Below are 16,762 nucleotides of genomic sequence, written 5' to 3'. Positions count from 1 at the left end.
CTTCTAGGCAAACGTCTATACCTTTATTTTGCTTCATCATACGATGATATAGACATTTGACCTAAATAAGGCGATATGGAGTCCTTATGTGGAGGTGAAAGAGATGCATTATTATTACAATCCGTCTTATCATTACCCATCATACGGATATTTTCCAGTTTCAAACTGGACATTTGTATTGATCGCTGTGCTTTTTATTTTGCTCATTATTGTTGGCGCTGCCTGCTTAAACTATTAATTGATGATTGTCCGATTTTCGGGCAATTCTTTTTTTGTTTCTTTTAAAAGATTTATGTATAATGAAATTTGTTGATATAGGTTCAGGAGTGATTAGCAATGATTACAATGGAAGATATTATTAAGGAAGGACATCCAACTCTTCGTCAAGTTGCCAAGGAAGTGGAATTGCCCGCTTCTGAAGAGGAGAAAAAAATTTTAGCGGAGATGCTTCAATACTTAAAAAACAGTCAAGATCCAGAGATTGCAGAAAAATATGGATTGCGGCCTGGGATCGGTCTTGCCGCCCCGCAAATTAATGTATCAAAACGAATGATTGCCGTTCATGTGACGGATGAAAAAGGAAAATTATATTCGTACGGCCTGTTCAATCCAAAAATTGTAAGCCATTCAGTGGAACAAAGTTATTTAACAAGCGGTGAAGGATGCCTTTCCGTTGACAGAGAGGTTCCAGGATATGTTCCGCGTTATGCACGCATCCGCGTCAAAGGGGTTGACCTTGAAGGCAATGAAGTCGACCTTCGTTTAAAAGGTCTTGTCGCTATTGTGTTTCAGCATGAAATAGATCATTTAAACGGCATTATGTTTTATGATCGGATCAATAAAGAGAATCCTTTTAAAGAACCGGAAAATGCAACTCCAATTGACAGATGAAGCCAGAAGTTAGCGCCCGGCATCCAAGCCGCGGAATATTTTGAAGCAAAACGAAAATCCATGCAAAAAATCCCGAATAGTTCTTTCGGGATTTTTTGTTCATAAAGAGAAATTTTTTGTGCACACTACCATTTGAAATCGCCTTTGCAAGGCATTTTTTTTAAGTTTAGCTTCGGATTTATATCAACTGCAATTGCTTTGCAGCATAAAATATTCCATCTTCATCAACAGGCTTTGTAACAAAATCAGCTACTTTTTTCACATGCGAAACAGCATTACCCATAGCAACGCCTGTTCCAGCAAACGAGATCATTTCTATATCATTCAAACCGTCTCCAAAAGCAACCACATCTTGACGGCTAACGCCAAGCATATCCATTATCTTTTTGATCCCTTCTGCTTTCGATCCTTTTTTTGGAACAACATCAGTTGAAAGCTGGTGCCAGCGGACAAATTTTATCTCTTCAGAAATATTGAACTGTTCTTCTTCTCCTTCTTTGCAAAACAAAAGCGCTTGGTAAATATGTTTTTCTTGAAAATAATCAGGTCTGTACTCAGGATGCGAGAGGTGCAAAGATTTCAAACTTTCATGAATAAACGGATGATCTTCCACATTTGCTTTCATATCTTCTTCACTCAAAAATACAAGCGGGTAATCAGTATTTTCAGTCGCTTCGATTAATTGCTCCAACGCATCGACCTTCAAAGGATTTTCATAAATAACTTCTCCTTCATGCACAACATACTGTCCGTTATAGCTGACATAAGAATGGATTTCGAGCTCTTCTCTTAGCTTTTTAAACATAAAAGGGCCGCGGCCGGTTGAGATGGCGACGTGATGTCCGGCTTTTTTCAAACGGGTGACCGCGTCAAGAGTAGATTCCGGCAAACGTTTATCATGATCCAATAAAGTACCGTCTATATCAAAAAAAATAAATTTTTTCCCCATGTTCAATCTCCTTTTCTCTTTCGTGAAAACCTTATTTACACTAAACAAAACGGTATAGTATGCAAACGCTTTATGTCAATAGAGCTTTTCCACGTTTAGCCATAAAAAAAATAAAAAAATAGCATATAATATAAGTAAATACAATCGGACTCGACTTTGACATCTTAATGAAGGAGGAGTTGATATGTTAAAACGTTTAAAGAAAAAAATTAAAAAACAGTGGAAGCAATTGCTTCGCAGAAAATCGATTGCTTAAAGAAACCGGGCGGCTTTAGCCCGGTTTTCGTTATTTTCAATGAAGGTTGGATTTGCCATCAGAATCGACTATAATAATAAAAGCTAGTTTAACATGGAAAGTAAGGAGAGATTACGCAAATGATGTTTAAAGTTTTTTATCAGGAAAACCCGAATGAACCGCCTGTTCGGGAAAGAACGAAAACATTTTTCGTTGAAGCGGAATCAGAAAGAGAAGTTCGTGAAAAATTAAAAGGCCGCTCCATAAACATAGAATATATTCAACCGATCAGCGGTCCGTTTTATGAATTTGAAAAACAAAGCGAAAATTTTTCTGTATTGGAGAAATGATAGTATATGAAATTTGTAAAAAGAGACCAAGTAGCAGCATTCGCCCTCGGCGGATTGGGCGAAATCGGAAAAAATACGTACGGTGTGCAATTTCAAGATGAAATCATTTTAATTGATGCTGGAATTAAGTTTCCAGAAGACGAACTTCTAGGGATTGACTATGTGATTCCGGACTATACGTACTTAGTAAAAAACCAAGAAAAAATTAAAGGCTTGTTCATCACACATGGCCATGAAGATCATATAGGCGGTATACCTTATTTGCTACGGGAAATTAATGTACCAATCTACGGCGGTAAACTGGCGATCGGACTGATTCGCAATAAGCTTGAAGAGCATGGACTTTTAAGACAAGCTAAACTAAACATCATCCAGGAGGATGATGTGATTCGGTTCAGAAAAACTGCCGTAACTTTTTTCCGTACAACTCACAGCATTCCAGATTCATATGGAATTGTTGTCAAAACTCCCGCAGGAAATATCGTTCATACAGGAGATTTTAAGTTTGATTTTACTCCAGTCGGGGAACCTGCAAATTTAACTAAAATGGCGGAAATCGGCAAAGAAGGTGTGCTCTGTCTTTTATCGGACAGCACAAACAGCGAAATTCCTGAATTTACAATGTCTGAAAGACGGGTCGGCGAAAGCATTCACGACATTTTCCGAAAAGTAAGCGGCCGCATCATTTTTGCAACATTTGCATCCAATATTCATCGACTTCAGCAAGTAACAGAAGCAGCTGTTAAAAACAATCGAAAAATAGCTGTTTTTGGAAGAAGTATGGAAGCAGCTATCCAAATTGGTCAAGAACTCGGGTATATTCGCTGCCCGAAAGATACGTTTGTTGATGCAAATGAAATAAACCGTCTGCCCGCTCATCGGGTCGTGATTTTATGTACAGGAAGCCAAGGCGAACCAATGGCCGCTCTATCCCGAATTGCAAATGGAACTCATCGGCAAATCCAAATTATTCCCGGCGATACTGTCGTTTTCTCATCATCGCCCATCCCAGGGAACACTTTATCGGTTTCAAGAACGATCAATCTGCTTTTCCGCGCCGGTGCGGAAGTAATTCACGGGTCGTTAAATGACATCCACACATCTGGCCACGGCGGACAGGAAGAGCAAAAATTAATGCTGCGGCTAATGAAGCCAAAATATTTTATGCCGATTCATGGAGAATATAGAATGCAGATCATGCATATGAAACTAGCTGTCGATTGCGGAGTTCCAAAGGAAAACTGTTTTATTATGGATAACGGAGATGTGCTGGCGATGAACGACCGCGAAGCATCCATTGCCGGTAAAATTCCATCCGGATCCGTTTATATTGACGGAAGCGGAATTGGCGACATTGGAAACATTGTGTTAAGAGACCGAAAAATTTTATCTGAAGAAGGACTCGTAATCGTTGTCGTCAGCATCAATATGAAAGAGTTCAAAATTGCTGCAGGACCTGACATTATATCGCGCGGCTTCGTTTATATGAGAGAATCCGGAGATTTAATTAAAGATGCCCAAGAACTGATTACTAAGCACTTAAATAAAGTATTGGAAAGAAGAACTACGCAGTGGTCGGAAATCAAAAATGAAATCGCCGATACACTCGCTCCGTTTTTATATGAAAAAACGAAACGCCGACCGATGATCTTGCCAATTATAATGGAAATTTAAGTAATAACTTGTGATCGATCCCTCTTGTGTTGACAGTGGAACGTACTGTTTAACATAAGAGGGATTTATTTTGCAAAAATGTCCAGTTGTTATTTTGTCGGCTCATAACACACAGCATCCGGCCGCTCTTGCTTTTTTAGGTAGATGGTTTTAAAGCGGGCAGCCGTCAGCTAAAAGTTCTTATAAAAAAACGAAAAAGTGAGTGCTTGCAGAGAAGAAAGACGGAGATCAAAACATGTAAATGAAAAATACCGAAAAGTTTTATGGTTAATTTTTTCGATATACAAGTGTTTAATAGAAGAGCAGAAAGACATTTTATGTACGTTTGTGCCATCATATAAATTTATACGCAATCATTTGAAAAACATTTCATGAAAAAATTCGACTTGGATAATGTCATAATCAGAATTTTTCAGGAGCAGGTGCTGCAAGTGGCAGCAGTAAAGGGAGATAATAAAGAAATCAATTTGTAGTTAAAGAAGACATGTATTCGATTGCCAGAAAAAACAACGACATTCTTGCAATAAGGAAGGATTTTGAGCCGGCAAACAAAAAAAGAATGAGAAGAACTGTCTTGAGGCATTCTAGACAGCTGCTTCTCATTCAATTACCATGTAAGCTTCAAATGATTGTTTTTACTTGACTGGATAAGTTCAGTTCGTTCTTCAGTAGATTTTGATTTTGCCAAATGCGGATGAAACATTTAAAGCTCCGAAAGAATGTATAGAAGTTTTCATTATTCTCCTAGCACTTTCTTTTCAAACCGATCAATATCGACGTCAGCTCCGATGACAATTAAAATATCTCCTGCCTTGATTACTTCTGTAGCTTGCGGCGATACGATAATTTCGTTATTTCGTTTAATCGCAACAATATTGATTCCGTATTTCGCACGAATATCGAGCTCGATGAGAGAATGGCCGGCAATGTTGCGGTTAGCAGCAATTTCAACAATGCTGTGCTCTTCCGACAGCTCAAGATAGTCCAACACATTGTTCGAAAGAAGATTATGGGCAAGCCGCCGCCCCATATCCCGTTCAGGGTGAACAACTGTATCTGCTCCTATTTTTGACAAAACCTTTTCATGATAGTCGTTTTGAGCTTTCACCGTTATATGCTTAACTCCTAGTTCTTTCAACATAATGGTTGTCAAAATGCTCGCTTGAATATTGTCGCCGATGGCTACGATCACATGATCAAAATTTCTGATTCCCAAGCTTTTTAATACGGCTTCATCCGTTGTATCCGCTACAACAGCATGTGAAACAATATTGGCAAATTCGTTTACTCGATCCTCATCCACATCAATGGCAAGCACCTCTGCTCCTTCTTCCGATAACGTTCGGCAAATGCTTCCGCCGAACCGCCCCAACCCGATTACGGCAAACTCCTTTTTCATCAATACTCCCCCATTACAACTTGAATGACATTATTCTTGTATTTCTTGGCCAAAATCAATCGCTTGTTTCAACTTTTGCTGCATAAACCCTATTCCTTTGCAATCGGAAAGAGGATAATGAAAAGCTGTCTTATTTGTAAACACTTGTTCTATATATGGACGGAATTTCTTTCCTCCCAAAAGAACAATATCATCTACATCTAACAAATTTTTTTCAACCGCTTGTTCCTTCAATTGGTTGATTGTCATTAATTCAGGATGCTTTTTCATGCTAAAGGAAACATTGTAAGGACCAGGCACAAAATCATTTGGCCGCAAAAAGCCATGCTTGGCAGACAAAATCACCCATTCATCGAAAAATTTTTTAGCATACGCCTGGCAAAGGCGGTGAAAAACTCCTATATACGCTTTTTCTGCGGAAACAGCACCTGCACTGGGCTCTTTATCCCATACTTTTTTTGTTCCGCAAGGTATGACACAAATCCTTCTCATTTAACATTTCACCTGTTCAATCGATTATTCAATTCATTCAAAAATTGTATAATATCGTTATGAAAAACAAAATCAGCCCATTCATCGAAGTCTGTTTGTTCTTGGTTGACAATCACTAATACCGCTCCCATCCTTTTTGCCAAGAGCGGTATTTCGTTCGCTGGCCGAACTGTTAAAGATGAACCAAGCACGATCATAATGTCTGCTTTTTCACATTCAAGCTCCGCATCTCTAAAAGCATCTTCCGAAAGCAGCTCTCCGAACAGTGTAATGGAAGGACGAATAAAGCCCCCGCAGCCGCAATAATATTGATTTTTCAAGTATACATCATTTAGAAAGCGTTGGCCGCAATTGTGGCAGTGAAACGTTTGAAGTGTTCCATGAAGTTCAATTACGTTTTTGCTTCCTGCTAAGAGATGGAACCCATCAATGTTTTGAGTAATAATCGATTGAATCTTCCCTTCCTTTTCCCATTTTGCCAGCAAGTAGTGTCCTTCATTCGGAGATTTGCTTTTATATAATTGAAGGCGTTCTTTATAAAATTGAATAAATTCATCACGGTTTGTCTCCATCGCTTCAATGCTTGCCAATTTACTCGGATCCTTTTTGCGCCACAAACCAGTTTTTGAACGATAATCCGGAATTCCGCTGGCAGTGGACATCCCTGCGCCAGTAAATACAACAGCATGTTCAGATTGTTGCAAAAGATCAGCGATTTCGGATATCAAAGCCATCTTTTTTCATCCTTTTTTATTAATTGTGAAAACAATTATTTTAACCTGAACTTACCATTTTTTTATAAATGAAATCAATAAATTCGTCAACAATTTCTTTGCGGAACCGTTCAGTCCGAGACAATATCGATAAATGCCGTTTAATTTCCACATCTTTTATTTTCAATTCATGTAAGTAGCCGTATTTCAGTTCTCTTGACACCGTAATCCTCGGCAAAAAGCCGATTCCCAGCCCGGATTCTATAGCAGCTTTTACAGCCTGCGTGCTTCCTAGCTCCATATAATAATTTATTTTATCTAACACCCCATATTTTTTTAAAGTATTTTCGATAATGAGACGGGTTCCTGAATTTTTTTCTCTCCAGATCATTTTTTCTTTTGCCAGCTCTTCAATGTCAATTTGTTTTTTCTCCTTCAAAGGATGCTCTCTTCCGCATACTAAAATAAGCTCGTCATCGACAAGCTTTTTTACATGAAAAATGCTGTTTTCTACAACTCCTTCTACAAATCCGATATCAATTTTGCGGTCAACAAGCCGATCAATAATGCCCGGAGTATTAGAAATCGCTAATGAAAGCTTTACATCTGGCACTTCTTTTTTAAATTTTCCGAGCAGACTAGGCAAAAGATATTCCCCAATTGTCAACGTCGCTCCGACACTTAGTGTAAAATCTTTGTGTCCGGTTATTTCCTTTACTGCTTCTTTTGATTGTTGAATTTCTTCCACAATATTTTTGGCAATCGGATATAATATTTTGCCGGCTTTTGTCAAAGTCATTTTTCCGTTCGAACGGTCAAACAATGGGGTTCCATAATAATCCTCTAGTTGATGGATTTTTCTCGTAACAGCCGGCTGGGACACATAGACAAGCTTTGCAGCACGGCTGATGCTCCCTTCCTCAACAACAAGACAAAAACATTTTTAAACTTTCCAAATCCAATTCGGAATCACTTCCTTACAATTTAAACACTTAAAAACAACTTCATGCTAACACCTATCAGCAAAAAAGACAACATTTGCAAAATCCATTTTCCAGGCACTTTTGTTGATAAGATAGCTCCCAGTTGAGAGCCGATCATCACTCCTATTCCGCCCCACAAGCAGGCCGTCCAATTAACATTCCCTAATGCAATTTGATTCAGCGCACCAACAAGTGAATAGATCGATAATGCAAAAAGAGAAATCGCAGTTGCGTCGTGAGGACGAATCTTCAATAAATAAATTAAAATGGGGACGAGCAACCATCCGCCGCCAATTCCAAAAAAATTCGATAAAGTTCCCAACAAAAGTCCGATGATGAATAAAAAAACAGCTTTTAAACGGTTTCTGCCCTCATTGAAAAAACCTGCTTTCATACTATGTTCCGGCTCTTCCGGAGCTTTTTTTAAAAGCAAAAACATCCCGAGCATGAATAAAGCAGCGGCAAATATCCAATAAAAAAAGTCGGGTGAAATAATTCCCAACAGCCAAGTGCCGATAAACGTTCCCGGGATGGAGCCGAAGATGATCGGCCAACTGATAGAAAAATGAACACGCTTTTGCCGTATATAATTCATCGACCCTGATATAGAATTGAGAAAAACCACAACAAGACCCGTACCAGCTGCAATTTCAGGAGGCAATTTCAACAGCAATAAGAGAGCAGGAACAAACACAAATCCTCCCCCTGCTCCCACCATTACCCCATAAGCGCCTGACAAAAGTCCAAGAGCGAGCAGCAAAACCATTTCCACCATTCAAGTTCACCTCTGTTAATATCCTAATTAAAGGGTACCAGTGAGAAGGATTGGTGTGAAATGCTTATTCAACATGGGGTATAACAAAATGTTATAGTTTGTGATATTTTTGTTTTTAGTGCTTCTAGCCTTGCCCATTTAGAAAATGTTATATATAATTAAATCGAAATCATTACGATTTAATACAGCGGGGTACACATATATTTTGAAAGGAGTTCAAATCGATGAAAAAAGTCTTTTTTGCATTTTTAATGGCAATGCTTGCAATCTTTCCTATCGGCTGCGGCCAAAATAACAACAATGCTTCCGAAACGAACAATAATAATGAGGACAAAAACAATCAAAAAGAAATTGAAATTTATACAACAATCTATCCACTGACAGATTTCACTAAAAAAATCGGCGGTAAATACGTTCACGTCGAAAGTGTTTACCCACCGAATGTAGAAGCCCACACGTATGAACCTACATTAAAAACTTTGGAAGCAATTGCGAAAGCGGATTTATTTATCTATACTGGAGCTGGTATAGAAGGATTTGCTGATAAGGCAGAAAAAACGCTGAAAGACGGTAATGTCAAAATTGTAAAAGCAGCTGAAGGAATCCCATTATTAAGTGCGTCCGAAGATGAACATGACCATGAAAGTGGAGAAGAAGAGCATTCACATCATGAAGAAGATTCAGATCATGAAGAAGAACATGGGAACCAAAACGAAGAGGAACACGATCATGCACATGGAGATGTTGACCCTCATGTATGGCTTGATCCAAATAGGGCCATTACTCTTGCGGAAAACATCAAGAACGCTTTAACGGAAGCGGCTCCTGATCAAAAAGAATATTTTGAACAAAATTTCGCTCAACTTAAACAAGATCTTGAAGAACTGGATCAATCATTTCAAGAAACAATTAAAAAATCGAAAACAAAATATATTCTTGTGGCTCATGCTGCTTATGGTTATTGGGAAGACCGCTACGATATTGAACAAATTCCAATATCGGGATTATCTCCAACAGATGAGCCTAGTCAAAAGCAGCTTGTCAAAATCATTGAACTATCGAAAAAACATCATTTAAAACATGTGATCTTTGAACAAAATGTATCTGAAAAAGTAGCAAAAATCATCCAACAAGAAATTGGTGCCAAATCATTAACGCTACATAATTTAGAAAGTGTTTCGGAAACAGATTTAAACAATAACGAAGACTACTTCAGCATTATGAAACGCAATCTTGAAACGTTATCTGAAGCTTTAAATTAAATACTATTTGCACGCTTTTAGGGGGCTGTCCAATGAGTCTTTTTGACTTATTGATGCCCCTTTAATGCTTTAGAAAACGTTGCTATATCTATGTTTATGAGTTTTTTGTTTTCAAATGGAAATTTGACTTTCTAGACAGACCTTTATATAAACTGAGTTTACATAATAAAACTACTGTAAACTGACAAACTTTTTTATTTCATATTTTTGTAAAATCAAGTAAAATATTTAGACATACGAATAAATATGAGAGGAGAAACCAAAATGGAAGCAGCTGTTCAAAAACAGAATATGGGTCAAATTACATTATACAGAATATTATTTATTATCGGATTTGTTCATCTTCTAAACGATTCGATTCAAGCTGTTATTCCAGCAGTTTTCCCTATATTGGAAAAATCAATGAATCTTACATATATGCAGCTTGGATTCATTACATTCAGCCTTCAGCTAACGGCATCTTTGCTTCAGCCTGCTGTCGGGTTTTATACAGATAAAAAGCCGATGCCTTATTTGCTGCCCATCGGGCTTACGTGTACGTTTTTCGGCATGCTGGGACTTGCTTTTGCACCTAATTATTGGATTGTTTTAGTTTCGGTATTTTTCGTCGGAATCGGTTCAGCCGTTTTTCATCCGGAAGGTTCAAGAGTGGTGCATTTAGCAGCGGGAGAACGAAAAGGGCTCGCCCAATCAATTTTTCAAGTTGGAGGTAATGCCGGACAATCTCTTGCTCCCATTATGACAGCTCTTATTTTCGTCCCTATGGGACAATTTGGCGCGATTTGGTTTACTTTAATTGCCGGCATGGCCGTCATCGTCCTTCTATACATTGCAAATTGGTATAAGGAAAAGCTCGACAGCCGAAAAAAAACAAGCGCAAAAAAAGCCGTTGTGCAAGTTCCTGCCGCTCGAAAAAAGCAAGTGAAAATTGGACTTATGCTGCTCATCTTCTTAGTTTTTGCTCGTTCATGGTATCATGCAGCAATCACTAATTTTTACCCTTTTTATTTAATTCATGAACATGGACTTTCCATCAGCAAAACACAGCTATATATTTTTATATTTTTAGCAGCAGGTGCAATCGGAACATTTTTAGGAGGGCCGCTTTCAGATCGTTTCGGAAGACGGAATATCATTGCTTTCTCAATGCTCGGATCAGCTCCGCTGGCGGTCATTTTGCCTTATGTGAATGAATTTTGGGCAATTCCAATAATGCTCATTAACGGTTTTATTATTTTGTCAAGCTTTTCTGTAGTTGTCGTATACGCACAAGAGCTAATGCCTGGAAAAATCGGAACTGCATCAGGCTTAATGGTCGGTCTTGCCTTCGGTTTAGGCGCTTTAGGATCAGTCGTGCTCGGTGCTCTCGCGGACTTATTCGGCTTAAAGCCAGTTATGATCGCGTGCGGCTTTCTTCCATTTATCGGCATGCTCTCCATGCTTTTACCTTCCGATCAAAAGCTGAAAGAATGGGCATCTTAACATTTTTACAAGACAGCAGCTACTTTTCAATTGATGTGAAACAAAAGACAAAGTTGTTTTGACAATAAAAAAAGATTGAATGAAGTTAAAGCCAATGAACAATTTTTTGTTCAAATGTAATAAATGAAAGCTTTTATTTGTACTAAGGAACGAATGAACACAGAAATAATAAAAGGCGTTTTTCGGCTGTCCATCAACTTTTCAGCCTGAGAAAACGCCTTTTGTGTTCTTTTATTCTTGAAAAGCACGGTCACCGAAAATTTTTAACGTTATATCATCTGCTGGAGGATTATGAAGACCGCATCTGACATCCCGATAGTAGCGCTCCAATGGGTATTCTTTTCTTAAGCTTTGTCCGCCTGCAATTCGCATGGCTAGGTCAACGACTTTGATCGCACTGTTTGTGGCAACATATTTTACGGCAGCCAGCTCATCGCCCCATTTGTTCGTGTAAATGCGGCTGTTCATCCCATTTTTTCGCCACACTGTACATAAAATGCCGTGCGCTTGTAAGCTCCAGATCCATTTCAGCTGTTTTTCGCCGCACTTCCGAAAGTTCTGAAATTGGATGAGAAAGACTGGCAGGTTGATACTCTTTTGCATATTTGACAGCAAAGTTTCTTGCGGCGATAGCGATCCCGAGGTAGCAGGCAGGAATATGTAAAAGCCATCCTTTCGGAGTGGAAGGACTGAATGTAGCTTGTCTAATCGAAACGAGAGCGTCTTTTTCGACCTTTACGTTGTGCAGTAATAAATCGTCGCTTCTTGTCGCGCGCATGCCGATTGTATCCCATGTTTCTTTTATGGAAAGCCCCTCTGCTCCTTTTGGGACTAAATATTCGCCAACCTCACCTGTTTCTTCAATTGTTGCGGTTACAATAAAATAATCTAGAATCGGGGCCAGTGATGTGAACGATTTATGGCCATTAATAATCCAGCTGCTTCCTTCTTTCCTTGCCGTTGTTTTTGGTTTTCCGCCTCTTGCAGGACTTCCGGCAGCCGGTTCTGATGCACAGCTATTGATTAATTTTCCTTCAGCGACAATTTCTTCGCAAATGCGCTCAAACGTGCGTTCATCCCATTTTTTTGATTCGGATAAATCCATTACGATTCCATTATGCCACCCTAACGATAAACCTGTTGCGCCATCTCCTTCTGCAATTTTTTCTTGCACAAGCAGAAATTCATATAAAGAAATTTCATTTCCTCCATATTTTTTTGGCACAGTTAATTTCAGAAATCCTTCCGTTTTTAAATCTGAAAAGTTTTCAAATGGAAACGAAGATTCCTGATCATTTTTCGCGGCTCGCTCCGCGAACTTCTCCGCAAGTTTTTCGGCTTTTTCTCTTAATTCTCGATGCGATTTGTTGACAATAACCATTTCATCTAAAAAATTCATATTCTTCACACACCTGTTTCTTTTTCTTTCTTTTCTATCTCTATTGTAGCTCTATTATTCATTTTCGTTAAGCAATCCAATTGGTTTTATTTTAATTTTTTTGGTAAAATACAGAAAAAAATATGTAGGAAATAAAGGAGAATGATGATGACAACTTTCAAACAGCAGCTTGAAAAATATGCAGAACTTGCCGTAAAGGTCGGAGTCAATGTTCAAAAAGGACAAGAATTGTTCATTTCTGCAAGCATAGATGCAAAAGAACTCGTCCGATTCATTGCGGAAAAAGCTTATGAGGTTGGTGCAAGGAATATTCATATCGACTGGCAAGATGATGTTTTAACAAGATTAAAATATGAAAAGGCTCCTGATGACGTGTTTTTAGAATATCCTGAATGGAAGTCTCTCGAAAGAACTGCCCTAGCAGAAAGAAATGCAGCTTTTATTTCTATTGTGTCCCAAAGCCCTGATTTATTAAAAGGCATTCAGCCTGAGAGAATCGCAAATTTCCAGAAAGCGTCTGGAACAGCTTTAAATACGTTTCGCAGATACATACAATCGGATAAAGTCAGCTGGACGGTTATCGCTGCCGCAAGCGAAGAGTGGGCGGAGAAAGTTTTTCCAAATGAAGAAAAATCGCTTCGAGTTGAAAAATTATGGAATGCTATTTTTCAAGCAACACGCATTAATGAGGAAGATCCGGTTTCTGCATGGAAAAAACATAATGAAAGTCTTCATCAAAAAGTCGATTATTTAAATGCGAAAAAATATAGAAAGCTCCATTATCAAGCTCCTGGAACGGATTTAACTATTGAGCTGCCTGAAAAGCACCTATGGGTGGGAGCAGGAAGCGTTAATGAAAAAGGCGTTTCTTTCATGGCAAACATGCCTACAGAAGAAGTGTTCACAGCTCCGAAAAAAGATGGGGTAAATGGTTATGTGACTAGCACTAAACCGTTAAGCTACGGCGGAAATTTAATCGAAAATTTTGTAATCACATTTGAACGAGGACGCATTACAAATGTAACAGCCGAAAAAGGCGAAGAAATTTTGAAGCAATTAGTCGAAACAGATGAAGGCTCTCATTATTTAGGTGAAATTGCTTTAGTACCTCATAACTCACCGATCTCAAAGTCAAATCTTTTATTTTATAACACGTTGTTTGACGAAAATGCTTCAAACCATTTAGCGATCGGCAGCGCCTATGCATTTTGCTTAGAAGGCGGAAAAACGATGACAGAGGATGAATTGAAACAGCATGGTCTCAACACGAGCATTACACATGTTGATTTTATGATTGGAAGTGCAGAAATGGACATCGACGGCATTCTTCCGGACGGCACACGTGAACCAATCTTCCGAAAAGGAAATTGGGCGTTTTAAAAAAGGGCCGGCTGATCGTTTCTCATGAAAGCCTTGCTTAAATATTGCACAACACTTAGCTGAAACTGTACCGTACATCCTTGACGTTTGTTTCAGGCAAGTCAGTAAAAGCTCTATATTTCTCGTTTTGCTTATTTGCTGCATCAACATCATCATAGTATTTGTCTTCTTTGAATCGAATCGTACTTTATCATGCTAATGGGCGGTCATTTGACTTTGCCCTTTTCATTCTTATTCAAAGAAAAAAACAGCCTCTGTAAATATAAAAACTTTATAATGATCCACTATGCGAAAAGGAGAACGTAAAAAATGGAATTGTCCATCATTTTAAGTTTTCTTGCAGCTTCTATTTTATTAACCGTTGCACCAGGACCCGATAATTTATTTGTTATTGCACAAAGCATGTCTTACGGCTTTCGAGCGGGGTTCATCACTTCTCTCGGACTTTGTACCGGACTTATCGGACATACTTTAATCGCATCACTCGGACTGTCAGCCATACTCTATCAATCTACTGTTATTTTTACAGCTATTAAATCTGTCGGTGCGATCTATCTGTTATATTTAGCATGGGAATCTTATAAGGAAGGGAAATCAGCAGTTTCCGGTAAAATAGCAAATGTAAAAAGTCTTTCCCTCTTTTCTTTATATAAAAGAGGCATCTTGATGAACCTGTTAAATCCGAAGGTGTCATTGTTCTTTTTAGCTTTCTTGCCGCAGTTTGTATCAACAAACAGCGGCCATGTTCAGCTCGACATGTTTGTGCTAGGTCTTATTTTCATTGTACAAGCATTGGTATTGTTTTCCTTATTTTCAGCATTAGCCGGCAAAATAAAAATTCTGTTTCAATCTAAAAAAACAGTTTCTACTATTCATTACGGCAAATCTATTTTATTTGCAGTTCTTGGCGGAAAGCTGCTTTTTACAAAAATTTAGTAGATACAATGAGGGGGAACGTCAGGAGCGAAATTTTTTTCGCTCCAGTTTTTTTACTCTGCCCCCTACTTCATTTATTTAGAAGATGAATGTCCGAATCAACATCATTACTTTCCCGCACATATTTTTACTTAAGGCAGTAAGATCAATTTTTTCAACATGTTTTAAAGCCGTCCAAACTCATTCTTTTTACAGCTTCTTTTGTCTGCTATAATTCTACGTTTATTAATCTATTTGTCCTCCTAAATAAATGAATTCTTCCTATCATCCTTATCCCAAAAACAAAATCGTCAAGCTGAATAATCATCATTCCAATAAATTGAAGGTGTTTATTCATTTTAACCTTCTAATTCGCATATATTTGTACAAATGAGAGGTGAACATGGTGAACGCAGAAAAAACTAAGCCGGCTCTACAAATAAAAACATTTTTTGAACATCGTTTGCAGCGGTTTCTTCAGCATCTTTTTTTATCGATCATTTGCGGATATATTTTATACTACTTAGTTAATTAAATGCAGAATAAACGCAGCGAATTCATAACAAAGAGACTTCACATTTTTAGTACGTGAAGTCCGAAACTGCCCATAATAAACAAACGATGACGAAAGCAAAAGCGCTGCAATCGGTATTTCCAGGGCTTTCCGGAAAGCCAAATCCTCAATATATCAACGTTTCTAAAACAATAATGAGGGCTTCTATTATGCGAAAAAACGAATTAAAGATACCCCTAAAAAAACATGCCTTGGCTCGCAAGCTTCTTTGAAGACGGAGTTAAAAAATTCAAATTGAAAAAGACCGCACAATTTCATTAATAAATTGTGCGGTCTTCATCATTTTAACAGCTCGATCCATAAGTAAAAAAGATTACTCAGTCTTCTCCTGTTTCTTTTTAAATGTTCGATAGACGAAGAAAAATATAATAAGCGCCAATAAAACAATTGGTAAATTCCCTACAACGAGCACAACAATCCAAGATGCCGCCTGAACAATCCAATGAATGCTTGTCAAAAATTGTTCTTTCGTTTTTTCCCACGTATTAAAATCCTTTGAAAAATTTTCATGAGATTTTATTTCTGTTAATTGCAGTTCAACTGTTGCATAGTCTGTTCTATTTTCAATATATTTTATTCTGCCCTTTAATTGTTCGATTTCTTCTTGGACAGCTGCCAAATCTTCCGAAATTTTCAACAAGTCTTCTGTTTTCTCAGCCGATTCCATAAATTTAAGGAGCCGAGCTTCAACCGCTTGCTTCGATTTCAATCGAGAGTTTAAATCGACATATTCTTCTGTTTGATCTTCACCAGTCATTTGCTCCGATTTGACTGATTTGCTTGCCTTTTTCACTTCCTCTATAAATCGTTGAAGTTCATTTTGAGGAATGCGGAACGTTACATATGCCTCGATCTTTCCATCCTGTTCCACTGCATTTGATTGAATGATATAGCCCCCTCTGCTTTCGGCCTTCTTTGTTAAGTTTGCAATCGTTTCATCATAGCTTACCACTTCTGCCGTTATATTCGCAGTGTACATAACTTTTCGTTCGTTTGAGTATGTGCTGGCAGCTGATTTCGCTTCAACTGTTTCCATTTCTCCTTTTTTTTCAATTTTTTTCTCTATCATGGTCTGATCCATTTTAGCACTTTCTACGGATGATTTTTGTTCTGAATTGCTGCAGGCGACCAAGAAGAGCAGCAACAAACCAATCAAGACTTTCTTCATTTTCATCATCTCCAGTTAATTACAGTTTATGGATTAGACGAAATAATGAAGCAAAGGTATCTTAAATAGATGAATAAAATGTGTGCAAACAAATGAAAGTGTGCTACTATAATAAACGTAC

At 38.1% G+C, this 16,762-nt stretch carries 18 protein-coding genes; 9 read left to right on the top strand and 9 right to left on the bottom strand.

What is annotated here, in order from left to right:
* Positions 1-103: 103 nt before the first annotated feature.
* A complete protein-coding gene (locus ACVIJU_RS08875; protein WP_130157987.1) occupies positions 104-238 on the top strand; it encodes a YjcZ family sporulation protein in 135 nt (44 codons plus the stop codon).
* 98 nt (positions 239-336) lie between these two features.
* Positions 337-891: a peptide deformylase gene (gene def / locus ACVIJU_RS08870; protein ID WP_063389641.1), complete on the top strand. Its 555-nt coding sequence runs from the start codon at positions 337-339 to the stop codon at positions 889-891.
* Between the two features lie 178 nt (positions 892-1,069).
* Here the strand turns inward: def and ACVIJU_RS08865 are convergent, their stop codons facing one another.
* Positions 1,070-1,840, bottom strand: coding sequence for a Cof-type HAD-IIB family hydrolase (locus tag ACVIJU_RS08865; protein WP_339229072.1), 771 nt, complete (start codon positions 1,838-1,840; stop codon positions 1,070-1,072).
* A 375-nt stretch (positions 1,841-2,215) separates the two neighbouring features.
* On the opposite strand from ACVIJU_RS08865, the gene ACVIJU_RS08860 reads away from it, so the two are divergent.
* Entirely contained in the window at positions 2,216-2,425 is a 210-nt protein-coding gene (locus ACVIJU_RS08860) for a DNA-dependent RNA polymerase subunit epsilon (RefSeq protein ID WP_063389639.1), read from the top strand.
* Positions 2,426-2,431: 6 nt separating this feature from the next.
* Positions 2,432-4,099 (top strand): ribonuclease J1, encoded by a 1,668-nt coding sequence (gene rnjA / locus ACVIJU_RS08855; RefSeq protein ID WP_063389638.1) that lies wholly within the window; start codon positions 2,432-2,434, stop codon positions 4,097-4,099.
* A 736-nt stretch (positions 4,100-4,835) separates the two neighbouring features.
* Here rnjA and ACVIJU_RS08850 read toward each other — a convergent pair.
* From ACVIJU_RS08850 to ACVIJU_RS08830, 5 genes are all read right to left on the bottom strand, one after another.
* Positions 4,836-5,501, bottom strand: coding sequence for a potassium channel family protein (locus ACVIJU_RS08850; protein ID WP_269467019.1), 666 nt, complete (start codon positions 5,499-5,501; stop codon positions 4,836-4,838).
* A 27-nt stretch (positions 5,502-5,528) separates the two neighbouring features.
* Positions 5,529-5,990 carry a DUF6884 domain-containing protein gene (locus tag ACVIJU_RS08845; RefSeq protein ID WP_063389636.1) on the bottom strand — a complete coding sequence of 154 codons (462 nt, stop codon included), beginning with the start codon at positions 5,988-5,990 and terminating at the stop codon, positions 5,529-5,531.
* Positions 5,991-5,998: 8 nt separating this feature from the next.
* The gene (locus ACVIJU_RS08840) at positions 5,999-6,724 is read right to left on the bottom strand and encodes an NAD-dependent protein deacylase (RefSeq protein ID WP_066251276.1); all 726 of its coding nucleotides are present in this window, start codon (positions 6,722-6,724) and stop codon (positions 5,999-6,001) included.
* A gap of 40 nt (positions 6,725-6,764) precedes the next feature.
* Entirely contained in the window at positions 6,765-7,586 is an 822-nt protein-coding gene (locus tag ACVIJU_RS08835; RefSeq protein WP_456687489.1) for a LysR family transcriptional regulator, read from the bottom strand.
* Between the two features lie 101 nt (positions 7,587-7,687).
* Positions 7,688-8,461, bottom strand: a complete 774-nt coding sequence (locus ACVIJU_RS08830) for a sulfite exporter TauE/SafE family protein (RefSeq protein ID WP_094245630.1) — start codon at positions 8,459-8,461, stop codon at positions 7,688-7,690.
* A gap of 224 nt (positions 8,462-8,685) precedes the next feature.
* Here ACVIJU_RS08830 and ACVIJU_RS08825 point away from each other — a divergent pair, with 224 nt between their 5' ends.
* Positions 8,686-9,723 carry a metal ABC transporter substrate-binding protein gene (locus ACVIJU_RS08825; RefSeq protein WP_327848549.1) on the top strand — a complete coding sequence of 346 codons (1,038 nt, stop codon included), beginning with the start codon at positions 8,686-8,688 and terminating at the stop codon, positions 9,721-9,723.
* A gap of 264 nt (positions 9,724-9,987) precedes the next feature.
* Entirely contained in the window at positions 9,988-11,205 is a 1,218-nt protein-coding gene (locus ACVIJU_RS08820) for an MFS transporter (RefSeq protein ID WP_094245628.1), read from the top strand.
* Positions 11,206-11,436: 231 nt separating this feature from the next.
* Here ACVIJU_RS08820 and ACVIJU_RS08815 read toward each other — a convergent pair whose 3' ends face one another.
* Both ACVIJU_RS08815 and ACVIJU_RS08810 read right to left on the bottom strand, forming a co-directional pair.
* Complete coding sequence (locus tag ACVIJU_RS08815; protein WP_456687488.1) at positions 11,437-11,673, bottom strand: acyl-CoA dehydrogenase family protein; 237 nt, start codon at positions 11,671-11,673, stop codon at positions 11,437-11,439.
* A complete protein-coding gene (locus tag ACVIJU_RS08810; RefSeq protein WP_456687487.1) occupies positions 11,636-12,604 on the bottom strand; it encodes an acyl-CoA dehydrogenase family protein in 969 nt (322 codons plus the stop codon). Before ACVIJU_RS08810 ends, ACVIJU_RS08815 begins: the two co-directional genes overlap by 38 nt.
* A gap of 147 nt (positions 12,605-12,751) precedes the next feature.
* On the opposite strand from ACVIJU_RS08810, the gene ACVIJU_RS08805 reads away from it, so the two are divergent.
* From ACVIJU_RS08805 to ACVIJU_RS08795, 3 genes are all read left to right on the top strand, one after another.
* The gene (locus ACVIJU_RS08805) at positions 12,752-13,984 is read left to right on the top strand and encodes an aminopeptidase (protein ID WP_063389631.1); all 1,233 of its coding nucleotides are present in this window, start codon (positions 12,752-12,754) and stop codon (positions 13,982-13,984) included.
* A gap of 309 nt (positions 13,985-14,293) precedes the next feature.
* Positions 14,294-14,920 (top strand): LysE family translocator, encoded by a 627-nt coding sequence (locus ACVIJU_RS08800; protein WP_339195362.1) that lies wholly within the window; start codon positions 14,294-14,296, stop codon positions 14,918-14,920.
* A 385-nt stretch (positions 14,921-15,305) separates the two neighbouring features.
* Positions 15,306-15,434 (top strand): hypothetical protein, encoded by a 129-nt coding sequence (locus ACVIJU_RS08795; protein ID WP_327863000.1) that lies wholly within the window; start codon positions 15,306-15,308, stop codon positions 15,432-15,434.
* Positions 15,435-15,786: 352 nt separating this feature from the next.
* Here the strand turns inward: ACVIJU_RS08795 and ACVIJU_RS08790 are convergent, their stop codons facing one another.
* The gene (locus tag ACVIJU_RS08790; RefSeq protein WP_157727941.1) at positions 15,787-16,641 is read right to left on the bottom strand and encodes a DUF4349 domain-containing protein; all 855 of its coding nucleotides are present in this window, start codon (positions 16,639-16,641) and stop codon (positions 15,787-15,789) included.
* Between the last annotated feature and the right edge of the window lie 121 nt (positions 16,642-16,762).

The sequence above is a fragment of the Aeribacillus sp. SP014 genome (genome assembly GCF_054055575.1).
This window is presented reverse-complemented; position numbering and strand designations above follow the sequence as displayed.